This is a genomic window from Rhodanobacter sp. Soil_C_14, assembly GCF_057657335.1.
Genome location: NZ_JBDGIQ010000002.1, coordinates 163,282 through 184,744, shown reverse-complemented (window position 1 = coordinate 184,744; position 21,463 = coordinate 163,282). Strand labels below are relative to the sequence as shown.

Genomic DNA, 21,463 nt, shown 5'->3' with positions numbered 1-21,463 from the left:
GCCATGACTGACATCCTCAATCGCATTCTTGTCCGCAAGACCGAGGAAGTGGCCGAACGCCGGGCCCGCGTGCCCGAGGCCGAACTGGTCGCGCGCATCGCCGAGCTGCCGCCCACGCGCGGTTTCGGCGCGGCGATCGAGGCGAAGATCGCCGCGGGCCTGCCGGCGGTGATCGCCGAAGTGAAAAAGGCCAGCCCCAGCAAGGGACTGATCCGGGGCGATTTCGATCCCGCCGCGATCGCGGCCAGCTACGCGGCCGCCGGCGCGGCCTGCCTGTCGGTGCTGACCGACAGCGACTTCTTCCAGGGCAGCGAGGCGTTCCTGCAGCAGGCGCGCGAAGCCTGCGCGCTGCCGGTGCTGCGCAAGGATTTCATCATCGATGCGTACCAGGTGTACGAGGCGCGGGCGATCGGTGCCGACTGCATCCTGCTGATCGTCTCGGCGCTGGATGACGACATGTTGCTGCAGCTGTCGCTGCTGGCGGCCGAGCTGGACATGGACGTGCTGTGCGAAGTGCACGACGAGGAAGAGCTCGAGCGCGCGCTGGCCCTGCCGGTGCCGCTGATCGGCGTCAACAACCGCAACCTGCGCAGTTTCGAGACCTCGCTGGAGACCTCGCTGGCGCTGCAGGAGCTGATCGAATACGACCGCGTGCTGGTGGCCGAGTCCGGCATCCACACCCCGGAAGACGTGGCGCGCCTGCGCGAAGGGGGTATCCAGGCGTTCCTGGTCGGCGAGGCGTTCATGCGCGCCGAGGACCCGGGCAGCGAACTGCGGCGGCTGTTCTCGCTGCCGTGACCGTGATGCCGGAGCCGGAAACCCTGCCCGCCGACGTCGAAGTGGTCGCGCCGCGGGTGGTGCTGTTCGATTTCGACGGCGTGCTGTTCCGCGGCGACGCGTTCCATCTGTTCATCCGCGAGCGTTATCGCCGCTCGTGGTGGCGCTGGCTGCCCGCCGTGCTGGTGGCGCCGTTGCTGCTGCTGATCCTGCCGTTCTCGTGGCGCCTGCCGATGCACGTGCTGGTGCGCATCGCGCTGTTCGGGCTGGACGAGCGGCGTTACCGGCTTGCCGCGGAGACGTTTGCCGCCGATCTCGCACGACGGCCCCGGCAGTTCCACCGCGACGCCCTGCAGGTGTTGCGCCAGCATCAGCTGCAGGGCGACCGGGTGATCGTGGTGACCGGTTGCGAACACGCCCTGGTCAGCGGGATCGTGCAGCAACTGGGGCTGACCGGCCTGGACGTGCTGGCCTCGCAACTGCGCCCCGGCTGGCTGGGCATGCGCGTGCACTGGCACAACGTGGGCAGACGCAAGGTGCAGCTGCTGGCGAAGCAGGGTCTGTCGGCATGGCAGGTCGCCTACGGCGATTCGATGCATGACGTGGCGATGCTGAAGGTCGCCGCCGAGCCGGTGCTGGTCAATGGCACGCCGACCCTGTGCAAGAAGGTCGAGAAGGCGCTGGGCCGTACGGTCGCCCGCGTCGAGTGGTTCTGAGGACGATCCGCAGGTCGCGCAGTTTCCGTCTATCGAAGCAAGGTCTGCACCAGCTGGCCCAGGCTGATCAGCACGATCAGGCTGCCGACGGCCGCCATCACCGCGCGTTCGGGCAGGTGTCGCACCAGCCAGGCGGCGAACGGCGCGGCGATCATGCCACCGGTGAGCAGGCCCAGCACGATCGACCAGTGACCGATGCCCACGTGCAGCACCAGGGTGGCGGACACGCAGATGGTGACCACGAACTCGGCTGCGTTGACCGAGCCGATCGTGCTGCGCACGGCGCCGCCGCGGGCGATCAGCGTGCTGGTGGCCAGCGGTCCCCAGCCACCTCCGCCGATCGCGTCGAGCAGTCCGGCAAGAAAGCCCAGAACGCCGCTGTGCTGCACCTGGTGCCGGGTCAGCCGCTTGCCGAAGGCGCGCAGCAGGATCATCGCGCCGAGGATCAGCAGGTAGGCATTGACCCAGGGGCGGATCGCCTCGCCCGGCACGCTGGCCAGGAAGGTGGCGCCAAGGATGCCGCCGATGGCGCCGGGAATCGCCAGTTGCCAGAACAGCGTCCAGCGCACATTGCCGAACCATGCGTGCGAGGCGCCGGAGACGCCGGTGGTGACCACTTCGGCCGTGTGCACGGTGGCGCTGGCCACCGCCGGAGGCAGGCCCAGCGCCAGCAGGATCGAGTTGGAGACCAGGCCGTAGGCCATGCCCAGCGCGCCGTCGACCAGCTGGGCGAGCAGGCCGACACCGACGAAGATGAAGAACTGTTCGTAATCCAAGCGTGGTCTCGCAGCGGACGGCGGAACGCCATCCTCAACCAGTCGTCGTAAAAAACCGGTTCAGGGGAGGGCTTCCCAGAATGCGCCGACGATCAGCGGGTGCCGCGCACCACGATGGTCTTGCCGGACACGTCGATCATGCGCTGCTCTTCCAGCTGCTTGAGCACGCGGCCGACCATTTCGCGCGAGCAGCCCACGATGCGGCTGACTTCCTGGCGCGAGATGCGGATCTGGGTGCCGTCCGGATGGGTCATCGAATCCGGCTCCTGGCACAGGTCGAGCAGGGTGCGCGAGATGCGGTTGGTGACGTCCATGAAGGCCATCCGGCTGACCTGGCGCGAGGTGCGCAGCAGACGGTTGGTGAGCTGGGCGCCAATCGCGAACAGGATCTTCGGGCATTCCTCGCGCAGCGGGCCTTCCATCAGCTGGAACAGGCGCTCGTAGCTGATCTCGGCCATCTCGCAGGCCGTGCGCGTGCGCACCATCGACTCGCGCTGGGCCTGTTCGACGAACAGCCCCATTTCGCCGATGAACTGGCCGCGGCTGATATAGGCGAGGATGAGTTCGCGACCCTGTTCGTCCTCGGTGCACACCGCCAGCGAGCCGTCCACCACGTAGTACAAGGTGTTGGCCGGGTCACCCGGGCGGATGATCGCGGTCTTGCCCGGGTAGCGGCGGCGATGGCACAGCCCCAGGAAACGTTCCATCGCGGCGGGGTCGGGAGCAAAGCCCAAGGGGGCCTGCGAGCGTTCGAAAGCTTGTTGGAGCTGGTACTTGAGCTGAGCCACGGGCATCCCCTACAGGTAATTCTTGTCACGCCGGGCATCATGGCCACATGTTGTACACGTCCGTCCGGACATCATGACAGGCTTGGTCATTATGACAAAGCCGCGGATTCCACGCAGGTTCAAATTCCTCCGCTTTTGCCGCATACTTCGCGGTCTTTCGACAGCAGCCAGCCCGTTGCCGTCGTTCACAAGGGTCGTGCAGGCACCTGCCTGTACTCCAAACCAATGCCGCGGGGACCCTTGTCGCTAACCCGCCTCTGATGTTGGCCGATATCCGGTCATGGAGCGCCGCCCGTGGTCAAACCACTTCCTCGTCTGCGTCTGCAGGGTTTCAACAACCTGACCAAGGCGTTGAGTTTCAACATCTACGACATCTGCTACGCGGTGTCGGAAGACCAGCGTCGCCGCTACATCGAGTACATCGATGAGCAGTACGACGCCGACCGGCTGACCCAGATCCTCACCGACGTGGCCGAGATCATCGGCGCGAACATCCTCAACGTGGCCCGCCAGGACTACGACCCGCAGGGTGCCTCGGTGACGATCCTGATCTCCGAGGAGCCGGTGGTCGAGAAGCTCGGTCGCGACACCATCTCCGGTGCCGTGGTCGCGCACATGGACAAGAGCCACATCACCGTCCACACCTATCCGGAGACGCATCCGCACAACGGCATCGCCACCTTCCGCGCCGACATCGACGTGGCCACCTGCGGCGTGATCTCGCCGCTGAAGGCGTTGAATTACCTGATCGACAGCTTCGAGTCGGACATCGTGATCGCCGACTACCGCGTGCGCGGCTTCACCCGCGACGTGAAGGGCAAGAAGCACTTCATCGACCACAAGATCAATTCGGTGCAGGACTACCTGGCGCGGCACATCCGCCAGAAGTACGAGATGTTCGACGTCAACGTGTACCAGGAAAACATGTTCCACACGAAGATGCACATCAAGGACTTCGACCTGGACACCTACCTGTTCGAGGCCCACGCCGACGACCTGTCGTTCAAGGAACGCCAGCGCATCGAGTCGCTGCTGCGACGCGAGATCGAGGAACTGTTCCACGGCCGCAACCTGATGTGACAAAAACCCGCCGAAAGGCGGGTTTTTTTTCAGCTACGCACCCGCCGAAAGGGCGGCTTTTTTTCAGCTACGCACCCGCCGAAAGGCGGGTTTCTAATGGATATGGCGCCCGCCGAGCGCGCGGTGCGCTTCTACAGCCGATACGCCACCGTCTTCATCACCATCGAGCTGGCGTGCATCAGCTGCGGCAGCGGAAACGGCAGGTCGATGCCGCCGCGTTGCTGCGCGGCCTGCGCGTGGCGGATCTCGTCGGCCTGCATCCGGGTCAACACGGCGCGCGATCGCTCGTCCTGGGGTGGCAGCTGTTGCAGATGATCGGCCAGGTGGGCCTCGACCTGGCGTTCGGTTTCCACCACGAAGCCCAGGCTCAGCGCGTCGCCGGCCAGCGCGGCGGCGGCGCCGATCGCGTAGCTGCCCGCATACCACAGCGGATTGAGCAGGCTGGGGCGGCTGTCCAGTTGCTGCAGGCGTTCGGCGCACCAGGCCAGGTGGTCGGTTTCCTCGGCGGCGGCATGCAGCAGGTGCTCGCGGTTGTTCGCATCGCGGGCGAGCGCGGCCTGGCCCAGGTAAAGCGCTTGCGCGCAGACCTCGCCGGTGTGGTTGATCCGCATCAGGCCGGCGGCGTGGCGGCGTTCGGCCTCATCGAGTTCGCTTTCGGCAAGATCGGCGGACGGTGAGGGGCGCTGCGCCAGCGGCGCGCCGCCGACCGCTTCCAGTGCACGTTCGCAGCCGGCCAGCAGGCGGTCGAGGCGGCTCAGGGTGCGTACGCTCATGCGTTGTTCTCCAGCTAGAGGATCGGCCAGCAGGCCAATGGGGGTTGCCTTGGCCAGGGCAAGCCGTGCGTCACGCCAGCGGCTAGGTGCCAGCGACCCCAACGGCCATGCGGGTTGCGACCGGGAAGCCTGGGGGTCTTTTCAAGCGGCCCGGTGGTCATGCTATCATTGCCAGCTCACAGCCCGCCGGTCGGTGGGCTTGCGCCGTGGATGAAGGCTCCGCTATCATCTCGCGCCTTTGATCCACCGATTACGCGTACCGCCTCACGGCGGCAGACAGGTATTCTGAAATGAAAACGTTTAGCGCCAATGCAGACAACGTCAAGCGCGACTGGTTCGTGGTGGACGCCACGAACAAGACGCTCGGTCGCCTGTCGACCGAAATCGCCCACCGTCTGCGCGGCAAGCACAAGCCGGAATACACCCCGCATTGCGACACCGGCGATTATATCGTGGTGATCAATGCGCAGAAGGTGCACGTTACCGGTGCCAAGCTGGACGACAAGATGTACCACCGCTTCACCGGCTACGTCGGCAACCTGAAGACCACCAGTCTGAAGGACCTGCTGGCGACCTACCCGGAGCGCGTGATCGAGATCGCCGTCAAGGGCATGCTGCCGAAGAACCCGCTGGGTCGCGAGATGTATCGCAAGCTCAAGGTCTACGGTGGTGCCGAGCATCCGCATACCGCACAGCAGCCGCAGGCGCTGGAAATCTAAGGAAATATCATGAGCATCCAGCAGAATTACGGCACCGGCCGCCGCAAGACCTCCGCCGCTCGCGTGTTCCTGCGCAAGGGCAAGGGCGAAATCATCGTCAACGGCAAGACGCTCGAAGCCTTCTTCGGCCGCGAGACCTCCTGCATGATCGTGCGCCAGCCGCTTGAGCTGACCGACAACACCGACAAGTTCGACATCAAGGTGACGGTCGCCGGTGGCGGCATCACCGGTCAGGCCGGCGCGATCCGCCTGGGCATCGCCCGCGCACTGGTCGAGTACGACGAAAGCCTGAAGTCGCCGCTGCGCAAGGCCGGTTTCGTGACCCGTGACGCCCGCGAAGTCGAGCGCAAGAAGGTCGGTCTGCACAAGGCACGTCGCGCTACCCAGTTCTCCAAGCGCTAAGCTCAGTTCTACAGCCCCGTCGCCAAGCGGTAAGGCACCTGACTCTGACTCAGGCATCGGTGGTTCGAATCCATCCGGGGCTGCCAATACAAATGCCGTCGCCCGCCGCAAGGCGTGGCAAGTCGGCCGAGAAGCCCGCCATCCGGCGGGCTTTTTCGTTGGCGGAGGCGCGCGCGGGCGCAGGATCTTTCGTTGCCGCTCGTGCTTCCGTACCCTTCGGTTTTGCACTGCAGCAGCGTAAAATTTCGGCCTTTGACTCGTGAGCACTTTGATGACGACGGCAAGCGACAACGATCCCGGCCGCCCGGCGGTCCGCACCGAGGGCAGTACCGACGCGTTGCCGCTGGCGCCGACCATGGGCATGAGCCTGGATGCAGCCCGGATGCCGCGCCGCTCCACCCTGGTCGATCGTCGGGTGTTGCGTATCACTGCGGTGTCGATCGTGCTGGGCGTGCTGGCTGCGCTGATTGCGCGGTTGCTGACGGCTCTTATCGGCGTCGTGACCAATCTGGCCTTCTACGGCCGCTGGTCCACCGCGTTCTCCTCGCCTGCCGAAGCCGTGCCCCGACTGGGCTGGTGGGTGGTGCTGGTGCCGGTGGTCGGCGGCCTGATCGTGGGCGTGATGGCGCGCTGGGGTTCGCGCGCGATTCGCGGCCACGGCATCCCCGAGGCGATGGAGCAGGTACTGCTCAATGAGTCGAAGATTCCGCCGCGGATCACCTTCCTGAAGCCGATCTCCTCGGCGATCGCGATCGGCACCGGCGGCCCGTTCGGCGCCGAGGGTCCGATCATCGCCACCGGCGGCGCGCTGGGTTCGTTCATCGGCCAGGTGCTGAAGGTGACCGGCAGCGAGCGCAAGGTGCTGCTGGCGGCGGGTGCGGCAGCGGGCATGGCCGCGGTGTTCTCGGCGCCGATCGCGGCGGTGGTGCTGGCGGTGGAGCTGCTGTTGTTCGAGCTGCGCCCGCGCTCGCTGATCCCGGTGGCGCTGGCCTGCGTGGCTTCGACCGGCACGCGTTACCTGTTGCAGGGTTCGACCGCGGTGTTTGCGATGGGTGCGGTGGCATCGCCGGGAGCGATGGCCTTGCTCGTCTACGTGCTGCTCGGCGCACTGATCGGCGTGGTCAGCGTGTGGACCACCCGCATCGTCTACGGCATCGAAGACCTGTTCGAGAAGCTGCCCATCCACTGGATGTGGTGGCCGGCGATCGGCGGACTGGTGGTCGGTGCAGTCGGCTACTTCGCGCCGCTGACCCTGGGCGTGGGCTATACCAACATCGAGGACATCCTCAATGGCAAGCTGACGCTGACCGCGCTGGCCTTCCTGTGCGTGATGAAATTCATCTCCTGGTCGATCGCGCTGGGCAGCGGCACCTCGGGCGGCACGCTGGCACCGCTGTTCACCATCGGCGGTGCGCTGGGTGCGCTGGTCGGCCTCGGCATCGCCGCCGTGGCGCCGCAATTCGGCGTGGATCCCCGCATTGCTGCACTGGTCGGCATGGCGGCGATCTTCGCCGGCGCCTCACGCGCGCTGCTCACCGCGGTGGTGTTCGCGTTCGAGACCACCGGCCAGCCCGCGGGGCTGCTGCCGTTGCTGGGCGGTTGCACCGCGGCCTACCTGATCTCGGCCCTGATGATGCGCAACACCATCATGACCGAGAAGATCGTGCGGCGTGGCGTGCGCGTGCCATCCGAATACGTGGCCGATTACCTCGACCAGGTCGGGGTGGGCGAGGCCTGCACGCGCGACGTGGTGACCCTGGACAACACGCAGACGCTGGCTGAAGTGCGTCGCTGGCTGGCCGAGGACGTCGAGCAGACCCAGCACCAGGGTTACCCGGTGCTGGACGAACACCGCCGCGTGCTTGGCGTGCTGACCCGGCGCAGCCTGCTCGACCCGCAATGGCACTACACGCTGAGCCTGGGTGAACTGCTGACCCGGCCGCCGATCGCGGTCAGCGAGACACATTCACTGCGCGAGGCGGCGGACCACATGGTGGCCGAGAGCGTGGGCCGGCTGGTCGTGGTGAGCAAGGACGATCCGCACAAGCTGGTGGGCATCATCACCCGCGGTGACATCCTGGCGGCCCATGCGCGACGCCTGCGCGAAGCGCGGCACTCGGCTCGCCACCTGCGTTTCCGCGACGGCCTGAAGCCGCGGCCGGCGCAGTAAGGTGCTGAAACAAGAAACGGCCCGCAAGGGCCGTTTTTTTTCGGAAGCGGACGACGTGGCGAATCACATCTCCCGGTCGCCGATCAGCACCACGTCGGCGGGACGCTGCGCGAACAGGCCCACGGTGACGATGCCGGGCAACTGATTCAGTTCGCTTTCGAGCGCGGCCGGGTCGACGATCTGCCAGCCGTGCACGTCGATGATCCAGTTGCCGTTGTCGGTGACCACGCCGTCGCGCCACACCGGGTTGCCGCCGCGCTTGACGATCTCGCGGCCGATCAGGCTGCGCGCCATCGGGATCACCTCGATCGGCACCGGGAACTTGCCGAGCAGGTCGACCCGCTTGCTGGAATCGATGATGCAGACGAACTTCTCGCTGGCCGCCGCCACGATCTTCTCGCGGGTCAGCGCCGCGCCGCCGCCCTTGATCAGCCGCTTGTACGGATCGCATTCGTCGGCGCCGTCGATGTAGATGGTCAACGTACCGGCGGCGTTGAGGTCGAGTACCGGGATGCCGAGGCGCTTCAGTTGCGCGGTCGACTGCTCCGAGCTCGACACCGCACCCTGGATGCGATCCTTCAGGTCGGCCAGCGCATCGATGAAGAACGCCACGGTGGAACCGGTGCCGACCCCCACGATGGCGCCGTCCTCGACGTAGCGGATGGCGGCTTCGCCGGCCAGCTTTTTCTCGTTTGCGTTGCTCATGGATGGTTTCCGGTGAAAGGGGATCGGGTGACGTTCATTCCAGCGCCAGGATGTATTTCCAGTGCGCCGCATCGACCGGCATCACCGACAGCCGGTTGCCCTTGCGCAGCAGCGGCATCTCGGCCAGTGAGGGATCGTTCTTCATTTCGTCCAGGCTGATCGTGCGCTTGAGCTTCTTCACGAACTTCACGTCGACCAGCATCCAGCGCGGATTGTCGCGCGAGCTGCCGGGGTCGAAATACTTGCTCTTCGGATCGAACTGGCTGGGATCGGGGTACGCGTCGGTGGCCACCTCGGCGACGCCGACGATGCCGGGCACGGCGCAGTTGGAGTGGTAGAAGAACACCTTGTCGCCGGGACGCATGCCGTCGCGCATGAAGTTGCGCGCCTGGTAGTTGCGCACGCCGTCCCAGGCTTCGCGCTTCTTGCGCTTGAGGTCGTCGATCGAGAACGCGTCCGGTTCGGACTTCATCAGCCAGTGGTTCACGCGGGAGTCTCCGGTTCTGAATCAGGCGTGGTGCAGTCGATCAGCTCGCGCTCGGTGGCGATGAAGTCGAGCGGGACATCCCAGTCCTCTTCCTCGACTTCGGGCAATTCCTGGAACGCATAGGCGATGCCGACCAGCAGCGGCTCGGTGGGGCGCACCTGTTCGTTGAGGAAGGCGAAGCTGCGGTCGTAATAGCCGCCGCCGTGGCCGAGCCGGTTGCCGCGGCGGTCGAAACCGAGCAGCGGCACCAGCACCAGGTCGATCTGGAACGGCTCCAGCAATTCGGGCGGATCGACCGGCTCGGGAATGCCGTAACGATTGGGCTGCACCCCGTCGCCCGCCTTCCACGGTGCGAAGCGCAGTTGCCGGCCCGCGCCGATCACCGGCAGCAGGAATTGCTGGCCACGCGTGGCCAGCGGCGGGATCACCAGGTTCAGCGGCAGTTCGCCGTGGCTGGCCCAGTAGCCCGCCACGCGGGCGTCGGTGAAATACTCGGGCAGTTGCTCCAGGCTGCGGCGCAGGCCCTGGGCGGCGGCGATGCGTTCGGCCGGCGGCAAGGCGCGGCGGCGTTCGGCCAGTTGCTGACGCAGATCGCGGCGTTGGGCGTTGACGTCCACGTGGCGCGCGGCTCCGGCGTGATCGTCCCGTTCGTGGCTCGACGAACGGGACGGGGGAAAGAAGTGGCGCAGACCGCGATGCCGCTGCCCACCGAACGACCTTGATCCAAGATGGATCAGGTGGGAGGGTTACATGGTCTAAAGGCTTTCCGCACGCGGCGGACATGCACAACAACCGATGTGAAACCGACCCGGGGCCGTATGTAGGAACAAGGCAAATGTAAGAGTGTGCTGGCGCACATCGCAGAAAACGCCGGGTGTCATTTTAGGCGCTTGATCCGCAATGTGCCACTGGCGCGATGGATGTCGCAGGCTGCGGTTCAGCGCCTAGGCGCTTCGTGCTCGAACGCGTCGTCGAGCTTGCGCTGCAAGATGGCAAGGCCGTCGCTCAGGCGCTGTTCCTGGCTTTCGTGCTGCTTGCGCAGGCCGAGGAATTCGTGCGCGACGCTGATCGCGGCCAGCACGGCCAGTCGTTCGAAGCTGGGTGCCTTGGCGTTCGCACGCAGCTCGCGCATCTTGCGATCGAGAAAGCCGGCGGCTTCGAGCAGGCCTTCGCGTTCTTCCGGCGCGCAGGCGATCAGGAATTCTCGGTCGATCAGTCGCAGTGCGACCGGTTCACTGGCGGGTGTGCTCATCAGCTGTTGCTCTCCAGCGACTTCAGGCGCTGGATCATCGCCTCCACGCGGCTGCGGGCCTGTTCGTTGCGTGCCATCAGGCCGGCGCGCTCGCCGGACAGCTGTTCCTGGCTCTGCCGCAGGCTGCGGTTTTCCTCGTTCAGCCGACGCACCGTTTCCAGCAAATGGTCAAGCTGGCGGGCCAGCGCGGCCAACTGCTGGTGAACCGGATCGGACGGGGCGGGATCGGGCGTGCTCATGGCCGAAACTATAGCAGGACGTTGCGGGAAATCTGCGAGCCGGTCGACGGGTGCGGAGGGCGCCGCCCGGTGCATTAAACTGGCCGTCATTCTTGCGAAGGAGCACCGCCATGGCGGCTACCGGGCCGATCGGCCACGACGATATCGATGCGCTGGTCATGCGTCTGCGCCTGGGCACCGAAGCCAGCGAACTGCACGGGTCGCTGTGCGGCTACCTGGCCGGCGGCGCCCGTCCGCAGGGCGGCGACGTGCTTGCCGCGCTGCAGCTGGATGGCGAGGCGACCGACCCCACGGCCGAGGATCTTGCGCTGCTGCAGCGGCTGACCCGCCAGTGCGTGCGCGAGCTGGCCGACAGCGAACTGGGCTTCGAGCCGCTGCTGCCTGATGACGATCGCCCGCTGGCCGAACGCGCCGAGGCGGTGGTGGACTGGTGTCGCGGCTTCCTCGGCGGCTTCGGCCTGGCCGGTACCGCGGCGCACGCGTCATTGTCGGAGGAGGCGCAGGAGATCCTGCGCGACTTCGGCACCATCGCCGCCTCGTCGTTCGACTTCAACAACGAGGACGAAGACGAGGACGCGCTGATCGAGGTGCAGGAGTTCGTGCGGGTCGGTGCGCTGCTGCTGCATGCCGAGTGCAACCGGCACGATCCGGCGTCCAGCGGCAGCGTGCATTGATACCGGTCGAACACGGCTCGACCCCCGCGGCGATCGACCCCGAGGAATTCGCCCGTCGCCGTCGCCAGCTGATGAAGATGGCTGGCGAGGATGCGGTGCTGCTGGTCGCCGCCGCGCCCGAGCGCATGCGCAACGCGGACGCCGCCTGGCCGTACCGGCAGGACTCGGACTTCCACTACCTGGCCGGCTTCCCGGAAAGCGACGCCGTGCTGGCGCTGTTGCCCGGACGCCAGCACGGCGAAGTGGTGCTGTTCTGTCGCGAGCGTGATGCCGAGCGCGAGCGCTGGCACGGCCACGCGATCGGCACCGAACAGGCGGTGGCCGGCTACGGCATGGACGATGCGTTCCCGATCGACGACATCGACGACATCCTGCCCGGCATGATCGAAGGCCGCGCCCGCGTGTATTGCCACTTCGGCCGCGAGCCCCAGTTCGATGCGCAACTGCTGGGCTGGATGCGCCGCCTGCGCCAGTTGCGCGGCGGCGGCGTGGTGCCCAAGGAATTCGTGGCGCTGGGCCACCTGTTGCACGACCTGCGGCTGTACAAGTCGAAGGCCGAGCTGCGGCTGATGCGCGCGGCGGCCGGGATCGCGGTGGAAGCGCACATGGCGGCGCTGGGCGCGGCCACGCCGGGACGCCACGAGTACGAGGTGGAGGCCGAGCTGCTGCGGGTCATGCGCAGCCGGGGCGCGGTGCCGGCGTTCGTGCCGATCGTCGCCGGCGGCGCCAACGCCTGCGTGATGCACTATCAGAACAACCGGGCGCGACTGCGCGACGGCGACTTGCTGCTGATCGATGCGGGCGCCGAATGGGATTGCTACGCCTCCGACATCAGCAGGACATTTCCCGTCAACGGCCGTTACAGCCGCGAGCAGCGGGCGCTGTATGAAGTGGTGCTGGCCGCGCAGCTGGCGGCGATCGACGAGGTCCGTCCCGGCCGTCCGTTCAACGCGGCGCATCTCGCGGCGGTGCGTGTGCTGAGCGAGGGCCTGTGCGAACTCGGCCTGCTCAAGGGCAGCGCCGATGCGGCGGTGGCCGATGGCAGCTATCAGCGGTTCTTCCCGGCCAAGACCGGCCACTGGCTGGGGCTGGACGTGCATGACGTGGGCGACTACCGCATCGACGGCGAGTCGCGCCTGCTCGAGCCGGGCATGGTGTTGACCGTCGAGCCGGGCCTGTACGTGCCGCCGGACGACCGCTCGATGGCCGAGCGCTGGCGCGGGATCGGCATCCGCATCGAGGACGACGTGGCGGTCACCCGCGACGGCAACGAGGTGCTTACCGCGGCGATGCCCCGCCAGGCCGAGGAGATCGAGGCGCTGCTGGCCGCGCGCTAGCTCAACTCGTCCGGCAGTTCGGCGTCGCTGCGCAGACGATTCGCTTCGTCCGTGGCGTGCACCTCGTACCACATGGCGTTGAGGATGGCGAAGGCGCAAGCCAGGCCCAGACCGAGGATCCACGAGAAATACCACATCGGTTCGTACTCCTCTTAATAACCGCCGTGCGCCTTGCGCACCTGCTCCAGCGTCACCCGTCCGCGCATCACCCGATAGACCCAGCCGGTATAGATGATGACGATCGGCAACAGCACCGCGGTGACCAGCAGCATCAGTTGCAGGGTGCCGCGACTGGACGAGGCATCCCATACGGTCAGGCCGGAGCGCGGGTCCAGGCTGGAGGGCAGCAGGAACGGAAACAGCGCGAAGCCGGCCGAGGCGATCGTGCTGCCCACCATCAGGCTGCTGGCGATGAAGCCGGCCACGCTGCGCCGGCCGATCAGTGCCTGCACGCCCACGGCCGAGGCCAGCGCCAGCAACGGCGCCACCCAGAACCACGGATACTGCATGTAGCCCGCAAACCAGCTGCCACCCACCGCGACCTGCTTGAACAGCGGATTGGCCGGGCCGTCGGTCACCACCGGTCCGGCGATGGCAAAACCGGGAACACCCCAGGCCAGCCACACCCCGGCCAGCACGTACAGCACGGCGAACAGCAGGGTGGTCCAGCGTCCGACCGTCACCGCCCGCGCCGCGATCGCGTGGTCAGCCTTCATCGCGGCGAAACAGCTGCCATGCGCCAGCAGCATCGCCAGCGAGACCAGGCCGCACAGCAGCGCGAACGGATGCAGCAGGTCGAAGAAGCCGCCCTGCCAGCTCATCCGCAGATCGCCGTCGAAACGGAACGGCAGGCCCAGGAACAGATTGCCGAACGCCACGCCCGCCACCAGCATCACCACCACGCCGGAAGCGCTGAGCACCCAGTCCCACGATGATGCCCAGCGCGGGTCGTGGATCTTGCCGCGGAAATTGAAGCCGACCGGGCGCAGGATCAGTGCCAGCAGCACCAGCGCGATGGCAAAGTACATGCCCGAGAACGACACCGCGTACAGCATCGGCCAGGCCGCGAAGGTGGCGCCGCCGGCCAGGATGAACCACACCTGGTTGCCTTCCCAAGTCGGCTCGATGCCTTCCAGGAGCACCTGTCGTTCCTCGTTGTTGCGGCCGAGTATTTTCAGCAGGCCGGCCACACCGAAATCGAAGCCGTCCATGATCGCGAAGCCGATCAGCAGCGTGCCCAGGATCGCCCACCAGAGCACGCGCAGCGTGGCGTAATCAAACATGGCGATCTCCCTGTGGCCAGATGCGCAAACCATCCGGCCCCTTGCGCACGAACTTCAGCATCAGGAACACGTCGATCACCGCCAGCGCGGTATAGAACAGCACGAAGCCGCCCAGCGACGTCATCACCTGGCCCGCGCTCACCGACGACACGCCAAGCGCGGTGGGCAACACGCCCTCGATGGCCCACGGCTGGCGTCCGTACTCGGCGACGATCCAGCCCAGCTCGATCGCGATCCATGGCAGCGGCAGACTCCACAAGGCCAGGTGCAGATACCAGCGCTGCGTATCGAGCTGGCGCGTGCTGGCCTTCCAGAACGAGAAGGCGAACAGCGCGATGAAATAGAAGCCGCAACCGACCATGATGCGGAACGCCCAGAACAGCACCGGCACGTTGGGGATGGTGCTGTCGGCGGCCTTCTGGATGTCCGCCGGCGTGGCCTGGCGCGGGTCGTCCACGTACTTCTTCAGCAGCAAGGCATAGCCCAGATCCTTGTCGTGCGTGGCCAGCGTGGCCCTGGCTTTTGCGTTGTCCCGGTCCTGGCGCAGCACCAGCATCGCGTCGTAGGCCTGGATGCCGGTGCCGATCCGACCCTTGGCGGTCTCCACCAGTTCGGCGATGCCGGGCATCGTCTCGTCGATCGAACGGGTACCGATCAGGCCCATGACCCAGGGAATCTTCACGGCATAGTCCGTGCTGCGTCGTTGCACGTCCGGAAGGCCAAACACGGTGAACGAGGCCGGCGCCGGTTCGGTGTGCCACATCGCCTCGATCGCGGCCATCTTCATTTTCTGGTTCAGCGACACCGTGTAACCCGAGGCATCGCCCAGCACGACCACCGACAGCGCTGCGGCCAGGCCGAAGCTTGCCGCCACCGTCATCGAGCGTTTGGCGAAGTCCACGTTGCGGCCGCGCAGCAGGTACCACGCGCTGATCGACAGCACGAACATCGCGCCCAGCACGTAGCCGGCGCTCACCGTGTGCACGAATTTCTCCTGCGCCACCGGGTTGAAGAACACCTCGGAGAACGAGGTCACTTCCATCCGCATCGTGGTCGGGTTGAACGCCGAGCCGACCGGGTGCTGCATCCAGGCATTGGCGACCAGGATCCACAACGCCGACAGGCTGGTGCCCAGCGCGAGGAACCAGGTCACCAGCAGGTGCTTGATCCGCGAGATGCGATCCCAGCCCATGAAGAACACGCCGATCAGGGTGGCCTCCAGGAAGAACGCCATCAGTCCCTCGATCGCCAGAGGCGCGCCGAAGATGTCGCCCACGTAATGCGAGTAATACGCCCAGTTCATGCCGAACTGGAATTCCATGGTCACTCCGGTGGCCACGCCCATCGCGAAATTGATGCCGAACAGCACGCCCCAGAAGCGCACCATCTGCCTCCACACCTCGCGCCCGGTCATCACGTAGACGCTCTCCATGATGGCCAGCATCCACACCAGCCCCAGGGTCAGCGGCACGAACAGGAAGTGGTACATCGCGGTCAGCGCGAACTGCAGGCGCGACAGCGTGACGACATCGGCGTCGATGATCATGGGCGGGTTTCCGCAGCGGCGTGGGACGCAGGGGCGAGCCGCTGCGCGATCGCCTCCGCGCTGGTGTCGGGCTTCGGCTGCGGTGCAAACACCACCCACCAGATCAGCGTCAGCGCCACGATCTTCAGCGCGATGATCGCGAACAGTTCAAGGCTCAACCGCCGCAATGGCCGCGGCGACGTGCCGAAGGTCTCGGCGGAAGTGCTGGAAACCGGGGAGCTGGACATGCGACGAATCCGGGCCTTGCCTGGCCGTCAGCATACGCCGCGGGGATGTCTCGGCCATGTGGACGAATGTCGCAGCGGCGACTTACAGCATGCCGAACGCATCCCGGGTGAGGTTTTCCGGCGCGTCGTCGGTGCACGCCACGTCGTCCTCGATGCGGATGCCGCCGTACTGGCGGAAGTGGTCGACCTTCGCCCAGTCGATGTCGGCCGCGACCGGCTTGTCGCGCAGTTCAGCCAGCAGCATGTCGATGAAATACAGGCCGGGTTCGATCGTCACCACCATGCCCGGCTCCAGCACGCGGGTCATGCGCAGGTACGGATGGCCGTCCGGACGGGCGATGCTGCCGCCGCGTTCGCCTTGCTGGAAGCCGGCCACGTCGTGCACCTGCAGGCCGATCGGATGGCCCAGGCCGTGCGGAAAGAACGCGCCGGTCACGCCGGATTCGACCGCGCTTTCCGCGCTCATGCGCAGGAAGCCATGCTCGCGCAGCACGCCGGCCAGCACGTGGTGGGCGTGGATGTGCAGCTCGGGGTAGCTCTGTCCGGCGCGCACTTTCGCCACGAAGCCGCGCTGCGCGGCGTCGACGCTGTCGATCAGCGCCTGGAATTCGCCCGCCTGCGGCGAGGCGTAGGTGCGGGTGATGTCGCTGGCGTAACCCGCCGCGCTGGCGCCGGCGTCGATCAGGAACGAGCGCGACGCCGCCGGCGGCGTGCGGTCGAAGTGCGTGTAGTGCAGCACCGCGCCGTGTTCGTTCAGGGCCACGATGCTGGCGTAGGGCAACTCGGCATCGATCTGTTTCGCGGCGGCGAGATAGGCCATGTGGATGCCGAACTCGCTTTCGCCGGTGCGGAACGCCGCTGCGGCGGCGCGATGGGCGCGCGTGCCGATGCGGCTGGCTTCGCGCATCAGGGCCAGTTCGTACGGCGTCTTGTGGCTGCGGTGCCAGTGCAGGTAGTCGAGCACGGCCGGTGGGTTGTTCGCCTCCACGCCATCGGTGACGGGGCAGGCGGCGGCGATCACCGCGCGCTTGCCGGCGGGCAATTGCGCGATCGCTTCGGCGGCGCTGCGCACGATCACGATGTCGAAGTGCTCCACCCAGTAGCCGTGCGGTGCCGCAGGCACCACGTGCCAGTAGTCGCGCGGTTGCACGAAGACCAGCTTCGGCTTGCTGCCCGGCGTGTACGCGACCCAGCTGCCCGGCGCGTCGGTCAGCGGCAGCCAGTGCTTGAAGTGCGGATTGACCACGAACGGGTAGTCCTGGTCGTCGAGGAACTTGCCCGGCGGCGTGCCGGCGGCGACCAGCAGGTGGTCGTAGCCGCCCAGCGCAAGCGCGCGGTCGGCGCGTTCGCGCACGGTGGCGAGGTGCTGCGGATACAGCGGGGCGAACAGGTCGGACATGGAGACTCCTGCGACGACGAATCGTGGCGCTGCCGCCGCGAGGATGCGGCGGGAGCGAGCGTTTCGCGGTGGACCGGGGATGGGCGGGGCAGGCGTCATGATGACGCCGCCGCGCCGCAACTTCCAGTCAGGGTCAGGCCTGCGCCAGCCAGCTCTCGAGGCGTGCGGCGTCGGCGTCGCTGATCGCCACGATGCGATAACCGGCCCAGATCTGCCCGGAACTGGCGGCCGCTTCGTGCCACTGTTCCTGGATGCCGACCTCGATCGGTTGCGACTGGGTCAGCATCCGGCCCGAGCCGGGCAGGGTCATGCTGACCTGGTACAAGGCCTCGCTGCGCGGCGCCTGGGCGCTGATCAGCAGCATGCCGGTGCTGGAAAGATTGCCGAGGTGGCCGATCGGCAGGCCGCTAATCACGTCGGTGACGATCGCATTGACGGAGGCCCGCTTGCGCTCGGCGCGGCGCTGGTTGCCGGTGCTCATGGGCGGGCGCTCCCGGACGGCGGACGTCGTGGCTGCAGGCTGCCGGTGAGGCTGCGCCATGCGCGGTCGAGCAGGCTGTCCGGCTGGGCCGGCACTTCGCAGACGCGGCCGCTGGCGACTTCATGGGCAAGCTGGGTCAGGCTCATTTCCTCGCCGCGCTGGCCGCGCCGGCTGACCAGCAGGCAGCGGCCGGACATCGGCGAGTACCACGCCAGCTTGCGTCGGGAGATTTGCCCGCTGGCCGGGTCGATGAACTCGAACCAGCTGCCGAACGGCAGTTCCTTCAGATGCTGTTCGATGCGCCGCACCCGCGGATCGACCGCGTCGTCCTGCTGCTGCGACGTCGCCACGGCGGCCGGCGCATGCGGCGGCGCCGGTTCGCTGCGGGCCGCCGGCGCGGTCGCGCTCTTGCGCGGGGACGGCGGGGCGGCGGCCGGGCCTGCCATCGTTTCGTGGCTGGACTGTTGCTCGCCCAGCCGCTGGTGCTGCTTCAGGCGCAGCGCCAGGTCGGTGGCGCTGGGCAGCTCGGTGGAAGGGTCCGGCGTGCCGGCGCCCAGCAGCCGCTGGGCCACCTGCACCGCCTCTTCGGCGTGCATGCCGATCTGCTGCAGGCCCGATTCCACTTCCGTCTGCAGGTGCAGGCGGTCGTCGACCGGCAGGCGGCCGAGCAGCTGGTCGGTGATCTTCAGTTGCTCGCGGAACGCCTCGCTCTGTTCGCCGTGGCGCAGCAGGGTCAGCGCCAGCACGTCCGACCAGGCGCGGTCGAGCAGGGCGCGCAGCAGGCCACGCGGTGGCGATTGCGCGAACCGCTCGGCCATCAGTTCGCCGGCGCGGCGACGTGCCTGGTCGAGTCGCTCGCGACCCTGGGCCGCTTCCACGTGGCGCCGCTCGGCGGCCTGCGCCTTGCGCGTGAGCAGGGCCAGATGATGTTCGATATCGGCCAGCAAGGTGGTGTACAGGCCGGCGCTGGGCGGCTCCTGGTTGGCGCGGCTGACCAGTTGCTCCAGCTTGCTCGCCAGCGGCCGGTTGCTTTCGTCGTCGCTGCCGTCCAGCCAGTCGTTGGCGGCGGCGGTGACGGTGTCCAGCAGCCGGCGTGCCGGGTGCTCGCGTTTCTCGAAGAAGCCGTGGTCGGCCACGGCCATGCGCAGCACCGGCAACTGCAGGTCGGTCAGCAGGTGGCTGGCGTTGCCGCCCTGCTGCAGCTGATGGCCGAGCTGTTCGAACAGGCGCGCGACCAGCTCCACCGTGTCGCCCTGTTCGTCGCTGAGCTGGGTGCGTGGCGCGCCGGCGGGCCTGCCGAAGTTGAGCTGGGCCACCAGTTCCTCGCGCAGGCGGGCGGCGGTGCGCAGTTCGCGGCTGGCCTGGTCGGTGACCTGGGCCAGGTGCTGCTGCAAGGCGCCCAGTGCCGACTGCAGTTCGTCCTCGCTGGCCGCGCGCCCGCCGGAGCCGCCGCTGAGACCGTCCTGGACGGCGCGTTGCTGCGCCAGCAGATCGCGCAGGGATTCCAGTACCTCGATCGGCGCTCCCGGTGCGCCGCCCGATGCATGGGCGGGCGTGGCGCTTGCGCCGGGGCTTGCCGGTGTCGTCGCGGCCTCGCCGGCGGCGTCGCCGCCTGCGCCGGTGGTGCGGGATCGCTTGCCGATGTTCCGCGGGATCGGGATGCTGCGCAGCTGCGGCAGGATGCCGTCGGCCTTGAGCTGGGCGTTGATGTTCTCGTACAGCGGGGCCAGCGGCTGGATCACCCATTGATCGAAGTGCTGCAGCAACAGCAGCTGGTGCTTGAGCGGCAGCTCGAACTCGCCGCTGGCGGCGTGGCAGGCCCTGGCCATGGCGTGAGGACCAAGGGGCAGCGCGGGACCTTCCAGCGGCGGTGCGCCAATCAGCACGGCCAGCCGGTAACCCAGCTCGTACAGGGCGTTGCTGTGGCGGACCTCGCCGCGGGCACCCAGTTGATCGAGCGTCATCGCCACTTCCTGCTCGCCCGGGTCGACCAGCTCGAGCACCTGCCACGACTTCTCGTTGCCGGCCGGCTCGGCCGATGCGGGGTTGCGCTCGTCGATCCGATCGAGCGCGGCGCCGAGCTGCTCCATGAAGCGCTGGGCAAACGCGGCGCGATCCTGCAGCACGCGTTGCCGACTGGCGAAGCAATCCTGCTGGACGCCGGCATTGTGGGCGCGCTCGGCCAGCGCAAAAAGCTGTTTCTCGAATTCGCCCAGGCAGCGCCGCAGGGGTTCCTGCAGTCCTTCCACGCACAGCGTGTAACTGGTTTCGAACAGGCGCTGCGCACGCGCAGGCCAGCGCGCGCTAGTCCTACCGCCCTGATGCGACGCAAACGAGTGACGTCGATCGTGTCCGACATCCATGCAAGTGCCTGTGAATTCCCCCCGGAGCGGCCAGTTTATGCTGGTTCCCGCGGCTATGTCATGCGGAGGCTGGAATCCGGGGGAGGATGATCGACGGGTGCGTGGCGAAAGCGGGGACGCGGCGGTCGCCCCAAGCCGCCGGGGCGGGGCTATATTGGGCGGCCGGAAAGGTTCGCGACGACGTTGCGTTGATCCTCAGTTCGGGCAGGTTGGCGAATTGGCGGGCGATCGCTGCGCCGCGGTGTGTGGCACGGTGGCCGGACAGGGCAGGGAAAACAGGCATTGCAAACAACATCGACAAGATCCTGGCGCCGCCAGCCACGGCAATGGACGACGCCGTGCGCGACGCTTCTGCTGGTACTGGCGGTATCCGGTTGCGTGCGACCGACCCGTTCCGTGGTGGTCAGCCCTTCGGCCCCGCGCGCGTCGGGTGTTGCCCGCACGGTGGGCACCGATGCGTCGTTTGCGACGATCGTCGACGAGCTGCAGCATGGTCATTACGCGGAAGGCGAACAGGCGCTGCGCCAGCATCTGGCGAGGCATCCGGGCGATCGTGCGGCGCAGGCCATGCTGCGCCAGCTCACCGGCGATCCGCAGCAGTTGCTCGGCCGTTCGTCGCAGGCCCATGTGGTGCAGGAGGGTGAGTCCTACAGCTTGCTGGCGGCTCGCCATCTCGGTGATGCCAGCCGGTTCCTGATCCTGGCGCGCTACAACGGTTCGACCAACCCCTCGCGATTGCAGGTGGGCCAGACGGTGCAGTTGCCGATGTCCGGGGCCGCTGTCCCGGCGGATGCGGAGCCGTTGGTGGCTGACACCGGCGAAGCCGGTCGTGGCGGCACGGGCGAGCCGTCGGCACCGGCGCAGGCGGATGCGGGACGCCCCGTGGCGGCAGTCGCGGAATCATCGGCGCAGAAGGCGCGACGGTTGCAGAAGGAAAGCGTGGCCCTGCTCGGCCAGGGGCAACGGCAGCAGGCGCTGGCACGCCTCGACGAAGCGCTGACCATCGATCCGCGGCTGCCGCCGGGCGGGGCCGCGGCAGCGTCCCTGCGCAAGGATCTGCTGGCCGGATGCCACCAGCGGGCCATCGTGCTGTATCGCAACCAGCAGCTGGACCCGGCCATCGCGTTGTGGGACCACGTGCTGGCCATCGATCCGGGCTATGAGCCGGCCACCATCTACCGCGCCCGCGCGCTCGAGTTGAAGCAGCGGCTCAAGCAGTTCTGATCGTCGGGCACGGGCAGTTGGCGGGATGCCGCCGGATCGCGTCGT

General features: G+C 67.4%; 24 protein-coding genes, 1 tRNA gene and 1 other RNA gene. 10 read left to right on the top strand and 16 right to left on the bottom strand.

Going from position 1 to position 21,463, the window contains the following annotated elements:
* Positions 1–3 precede the first annotated feature (3 nt).
* Positions 4–798 (top strand): indole-3-glycerol phosphate synthase TrpC, encoded by a 795-nt coding sequence (trpC, locus tag AC3A56_RS06420; RefSeq protein ID WP_056718498.1) that lies wholly within the window; start codon positions 4–6, stop codon positions 796–798.
* 5 nt (positions 799–803) lie between these two features.
* On the top strand, positions 804–1,493 hold the full coding sequence (locus AC3A56_RS06415) for a haloacid dehalogenase-like hydrolase (protein ID WP_487770029.1): 690 nt from the start codon (positions 804–806) through the stop codon (positions 1,491–1,493).
* A 29-nt stretch (positions 1,494–1,522) separates the two neighbouring features.
* Here AC3A56_RS06415 and AC3A56_RS06410 read toward each other — a convergent pair whose 3' ends face one another.
* Together AC3A56_RS06410 and crp are read right to left on the bottom strand one after the other, a co-directional pair.
* On the bottom strand, positions 1,523–2,269 hold the full coding sequence (locus tag AC3A56_RS06410) for a sulfite exporter TauE/SafE family protein (protein WP_056718497.1): 747 nt from the start codon (positions 2,267–2,269) through the stop codon (positions 1,523–1,525).
* Between the two features lie 92 nt (positions 2,270–2,361).
* Positions 2,362–3,063, bottom strand: a complete 702-nt coding sequence (gene crp / locus AC3A56_RS06405) for a cAMP-activated global transcriptional regulator CRP (RefSeq protein ID WP_007807303.1) — start codon at positions 3,061–3,063, stop codon at positions 2,362–2,364.
* A 288-nt stretch (positions 3,064–3,351) separates the two neighbouring features.
* On the opposite strand from crp, the gene speD reads away from it, so the two are divergent.
* Entirely contained in the window at positions 3,352–4,137 is a 786-nt protein-coding gene (gene speD, locus AC3A56_RS06400; protein WP_007807301.1) for an adenosylmethionine decarboxylase, read from the top strand.
* Between the two features lie 131 nt (positions 4,138–4,268).
* Here speD and coq7 read toward each other — a convergent pair whose 3' ends face one another.
* Entirely contained in the window at positions 4,269–4,910 is a 642-nt protein-coding gene (gene coq7 / locus AC3A56_RS06395; RefSeq protein WP_056763743.1) for a 2-polyprenyl-3-methyl-6-methoxy-1,4-benzoquinone monooxygenase, read from the bottom strand.
* A gap of 290 nt (positions 4,911–5,200) precedes the next feature.
* On the opposite strand from coq7, the gene rplM reads away from it, so the two are divergent.
* The 4 genes from rplM to AC3A56_RS06375 all read left to right on the top strand — a co-directional run bounded on the left by rplM (position 5,201) and on the right by AC3A56_RS06375 (position 8,201).
* Complete coding sequence (rplM, locus tag AC3A56_RS06390; protein WP_007807297.1) at positions 5,201–5,629, top strand: 50S ribosomal protein L13; 429 nt, start codon at positions 5,201–5,203, stop codon at positions 5,627–5,629.
* A 9-nt stretch (positions 5,630–5,638) separates the two neighbouring features.
* Positions 5,639–6,031, top strand: coding sequence for a 30S ribosomal protein S9 (gene rpsI / locus AC3A56_RS06385; RefSeq protein ID WP_007807295.1), 393 nt, complete (start codon positions 5,639–5,641; stop codon positions 6,029–6,031).
* A gap of 12 nt (positions 6,032–6,043) precedes the next feature.
* Positions 6,044–6,117 (top strand) — tRNA-Gln (locus AC3A56_RS06380).
* Positions 6,118–6,302: 185 nt separating this feature from the next.
* Positions 6,303–8,201, top strand: coding sequence for a chloride channel protein (locus AC3A56_RS06375; protein ID WP_056718495.1), 1,899 nt, complete (start codon positions 6,303–6,305; stop codon positions 8,199–8,201).
* Between the two features lie 63 nt (positions 8,202–8,264).
* Here AC3A56_RS06375 and rpiA read toward each other — a convergent pair whose 3' ends face one another.
* From rpiA to AC3A56_RS06345, 6 genes are all read right to left on the bottom strand, one after another.
* Positions 8,265–8,906, bottom strand: a complete 642-nt coding sequence (rpiA, locus tag AC3A56_RS06370) for a ribose-5-phosphate isomerase RpiA (protein ID WP_487769726.1) — start codon at positions 8,904–8,906, stop codon at positions 8,265–8,267.
* 34 nt (positions 8,907–8,940) lie between these two features.
* Complete coding sequence (locus AC3A56_RS06365) at positions 8,941–9,378, bottom strand: EVE domain-containing protein (protein WP_200950320.1); 438 nt, start codon at positions 9,376–9,378, stop codon at positions 8,941–8,943.
* A gap of 11 nt (positions 9,379–9,389) precedes the next feature.
* Positions 9,390–10,010 (bottom strand): 5-formyltetrahydrofolate cyclo-ligase, encoded by a 621-nt coding sequence (locus AC3A56_RS06360; RefSeq protein ID WP_056718492.1) that lies wholly within the window; start codon positions 10,008–10,010, stop codon positions 9,390–9,392.
* Positions 10,011–10,076: 66 nt separating this feature from the next.
* A non-coding RNA gene (gene ssrS, locus AC3A56_RS06355) (6S RNA) lies at positions 10,077–10,263 on the bottom strand.
* A gap of 67 nt (positions 10,264–10,330) precedes the next feature.
* Positions 10,331–10,645, bottom strand: coding sequence for a cell division protein ZapA (locus AC3A56_RS06350; RefSeq protein WP_487769725.1), 315 nt, complete (start codon positions 10,643–10,645; stop codon positions 10,331–10,333).
* Positions 10,645–10,884, bottom strand: coding sequence for a TIGR02449 family protein (locus AC3A56_RS06345; protein WP_056718490.1), 240 nt, complete (start codon positions 10,882–10,884; stop codon positions 10,645–10,647). Before AC3A56_RS06345 ends, AC3A56_RS06350 begins: the two co-directional genes overlap by 1 nt.
* Before the next feature lie 110 nt (positions 10,885–10,994).
* On the opposite strand from AC3A56_RS06345, the gene AC3A56_RS06340 reads away from it, so the two are divergent.
* Together AC3A56_RS06340 and AC3A56_RS06335 are read left to right on the top strand one after the other, a co-directional pair.
* Positions 10,995–11,558: a UPF0149 family protein gene (locus AC3A56_RS06340; RefSeq protein WP_487769724.1), complete on the top strand. Its 564-nt coding sequence runs from the start codon at positions 10,995–10,997 to the stop codon at positions 11,556–11,558.
* Positions 11,555–12,895 (top strand): aminopeptidase P N-terminal domain-containing protein, encoded by a 1,341-nt coding sequence (locus AC3A56_RS06335; protein WP_487770028.1) that lies wholly within the window; start codon positions 11,555–11,557, stop codon positions 12,893–12,895. Before AC3A56_RS06340 ends, AC3A56_RS06335 begins: the two co-directional genes overlap by 4 nt.
* Here AC3A56_RS06335 and cydX read toward each other — a convergent pair.
* The 7 genes from cydX to AC3A56_RS06300 all read right to left on the bottom strand — a co-directional run bounded on the left by cydX (position 12,892) and on the right by AC3A56_RS06300 (position 20,194).
* Entirely contained in the window at positions 12,892–13,032 is a 141-nt protein-coding gene (gene cydX, locus AC3A56_RS06330; protein WP_056718487.1) for a cytochrome bd-I oxidase subunit CydX, read from the bottom strand. The two genes, AC3A56_RS06335 and cydX, sit on opposite strands and share 4 nt — an antisense overlap.
* A 15-nt stretch (positions 13,033–13,047) precedes the next feature.
* Positions 13,048–14,178 carry a cytochrome d ubiquinol oxidase subunit II gene (gene cydB, locus AC3A56_RS06325; RefSeq protein ID WP_487769723.1) on the bottom strand — a complete coding sequence of 377 codons (1,131 nt, stop codon included), beginning with the start codon at positions 14,176–14,178 and terminating at the stop codon, positions 13,048–13,050.
* Positions 14,171–15,721, bottom strand: coding sequence for a cytochrome ubiquinol oxidase subunit I (locus AC3A56_RS06320; protein ID WP_487770027.1), 1,551 nt, complete (start codon positions 15,719–15,721; stop codon positions 14,171–14,173). Before AC3A56_RS06320 ends, cydB begins: the two co-directional genes overlap by 8 nt.
* A complete protein-coding gene (cydP, locus tag AC3A56_RS06315; RefSeq protein WP_487769722.1) occupies positions 15,721–15,951 on the bottom strand; it encodes a cytochrome oxidase putative small subunit CydP in 231 nt (76 codons plus the stop codon). The genes AC3A56_RS06320 and cydP overlap by 1 nt, the downstream gene beginning before the upstream one ends.
* An 82-nt stretch (positions 15,952–16,033) precedes the next feature.
* Positions 16,034–17,350 carry a Xaa-Pro dipeptidase gene (gene pepQ, locus AC3A56_RS06310; protein WP_487769721.1) on the bottom strand — a complete coding sequence of 439 codons (1,317 nt, stop codon included), beginning with the start codon at positions 17,348–17,350 and terminating at the stop codon, positions 16,034–16,036.
* Positions 17,351–17,483: 133 nt separating this feature from the next.
* On the bottom strand, positions 17,484–17,831 hold the full coding sequence (locus tag AC3A56_RS06305; protein ID WP_056718482.1) for a PilZ domain-containing protein: 348 nt from the start codon (positions 17,829–17,831) through the stop codon (positions 17,484–17,486).
* Positions 17,828–20,194, bottom strand: coding sequence for a DUF1631 family protein (locus AC3A56_RS06300; protein WP_487769720.1), 2,367 nt, complete (start codon positions 20,192–20,194; stop codon positions 17,828–17,830). The genes AC3A56_RS06305 and AC3A56_RS06300 overlap by 4 nt, the downstream gene beginning before the upstream one ends.
* 378 nt (positions 20,195–20,572) lie before the next feature.
* Here AC3A56_RS06300 and AC3A56_RS06295 point away from each other — a divergent pair, with 378 nt between their 5' ends.
* Complete coding sequence (locus tag AC3A56_RS06295; protein WP_487769719.1) at positions 20,573–21,418, top strand: LysM peptidoglycan-binding domain-containing protein; 846 nt, start codon at positions 20,573–20,575, stop codon at positions 21,416–21,418.
* Positions 21,419–21,463: the final 45 nt, after the last annotated feature.

Excerpts from the sequence above, each read along its gene's own strand:
- trpC (WP_056718498.1), top strand. The coding sequence starts at position 4 with ATGACTGACATCCTCAATCGCATTCTTGTCCGCAAGACCGAGGAAGTG.
- AC3A56_RS06415 (WP_487770029.1), top strand. The coding sequence starts at position 804 with ATGCCGGAGCCGGAAACCCTGCCCGCCGACGTCGAAGTGGTCGCGCCG.
- crp (WP_007807303.1), bottom strand. The coding sequence starts at position 3,063 with ATGCCCGTGGCTCAGCTCAAGTACCAGCTCCAACAAGCTTTCGAACGC.
- coq7 (WP_056763743.1), bottom strand. The coding sequence starts at position 4,910 with ATGAGCGTACGCACCCTGAGCCGCCTCGACCGCCTGCTGGCCGGCTGC.
- rplM (WP_007807297.1), top strand. The coding sequence starts at position 5,201 with ATGAAAACGTTTAGCGCCAATGCAGACAACGTCAAGCGCGACTGGTTC.
- rpsI (WP_007807295.1), top strand. The coding sequence starts at position 5,639 with ATGAGCATCCAGCAGAATTACGGCACCGGCCGCCGCAAGACCTCCGCC.
- AC3A56_RS06375 (WP_056718495.1), top strand. The coding sequence starts at position 6,303 with ATGACGACGGCAAGCGACAACGATCCCGGCCGCCCGGCGGTCCGCACC.
- rpiA (WP_487769726.1), bottom strand. The coding sequence starts at position 8,906 with ATGAGCAACGCAAACGAGAAAAAGCTGGCCGGCGAAGCCGCCATCCGC.
- AC3A56_RS06365 (WP_200950320.1), bottom strand. The coding sequence starts at position 9,378 with ATGAAGTCCGAACCGGACGCGTTCTCGATCGACGACCTCAAGCGCAAG.
- AC3A56_RS06350 (WP_487769725.1), bottom strand. The coding sequence starts at position 10,645 with ATGAGCACACCCGCCAGTGAACCGGTCGCACTGCGACTGATCGACCGA.
- AC3A56_RS06345 (WP_056718490.1), bottom strand. The coding sequence starts at position 10,884 with ATGAGCACGCCCGATCCCGCCCCGTCCGATCCGGTTCACCAGCAGTTG.
- AC3A56_RS06340 (WP_487769724.1), top strand. The coding sequence starts at position 10,995 with ATGGCGGCTACCGGGCCGATCGGCCACGACGATATCGATGCGCTGGTC.
- cydX (WP_056718487.1), bottom strand. The coding sequence starts at position 13,032 with ATGTGGTATTTCTCGTGGATCCTCGGTCTGGGCCTGGCTTGCGCCTTC.
- cydB (WP_487769723.1), bottom strand. The coding sequence starts at position 14,178 with ATGTTTGATTACGCCACGCTGCGCGTGCTCTGGTGGGCGATCCTGGGC.
- cydP (WP_487769722.1), bottom strand. The coding sequence starts at position 15,951 with ATGTCCAGCTCCCCGGTTTCCAGCACTTCCGCCGAGACCTTCGGCACG.
- pepQ (WP_487769721.1), bottom strand. The coding sequence starts at position 17,350 with ATGTCCGACCTGTTCGCCCCGCTGTATCCGCAGCACCTCGCCACCGTG.
- AC3A56_RS06305 (WP_056718482.1), bottom strand. The coding sequence starts at position 17,831 with ATGAGCACCGGCAACCAGCGCCGCGCCGAGCGCAAGCGGGCCTCCGTC.
- AC3A56_RS06300 (WP_487769720.1), bottom strand. The coding sequence starts at position 20,194 with ATGGATGTCGGACACGATCGACGTCACTCGTTTGCGTCGCATCAGGGC.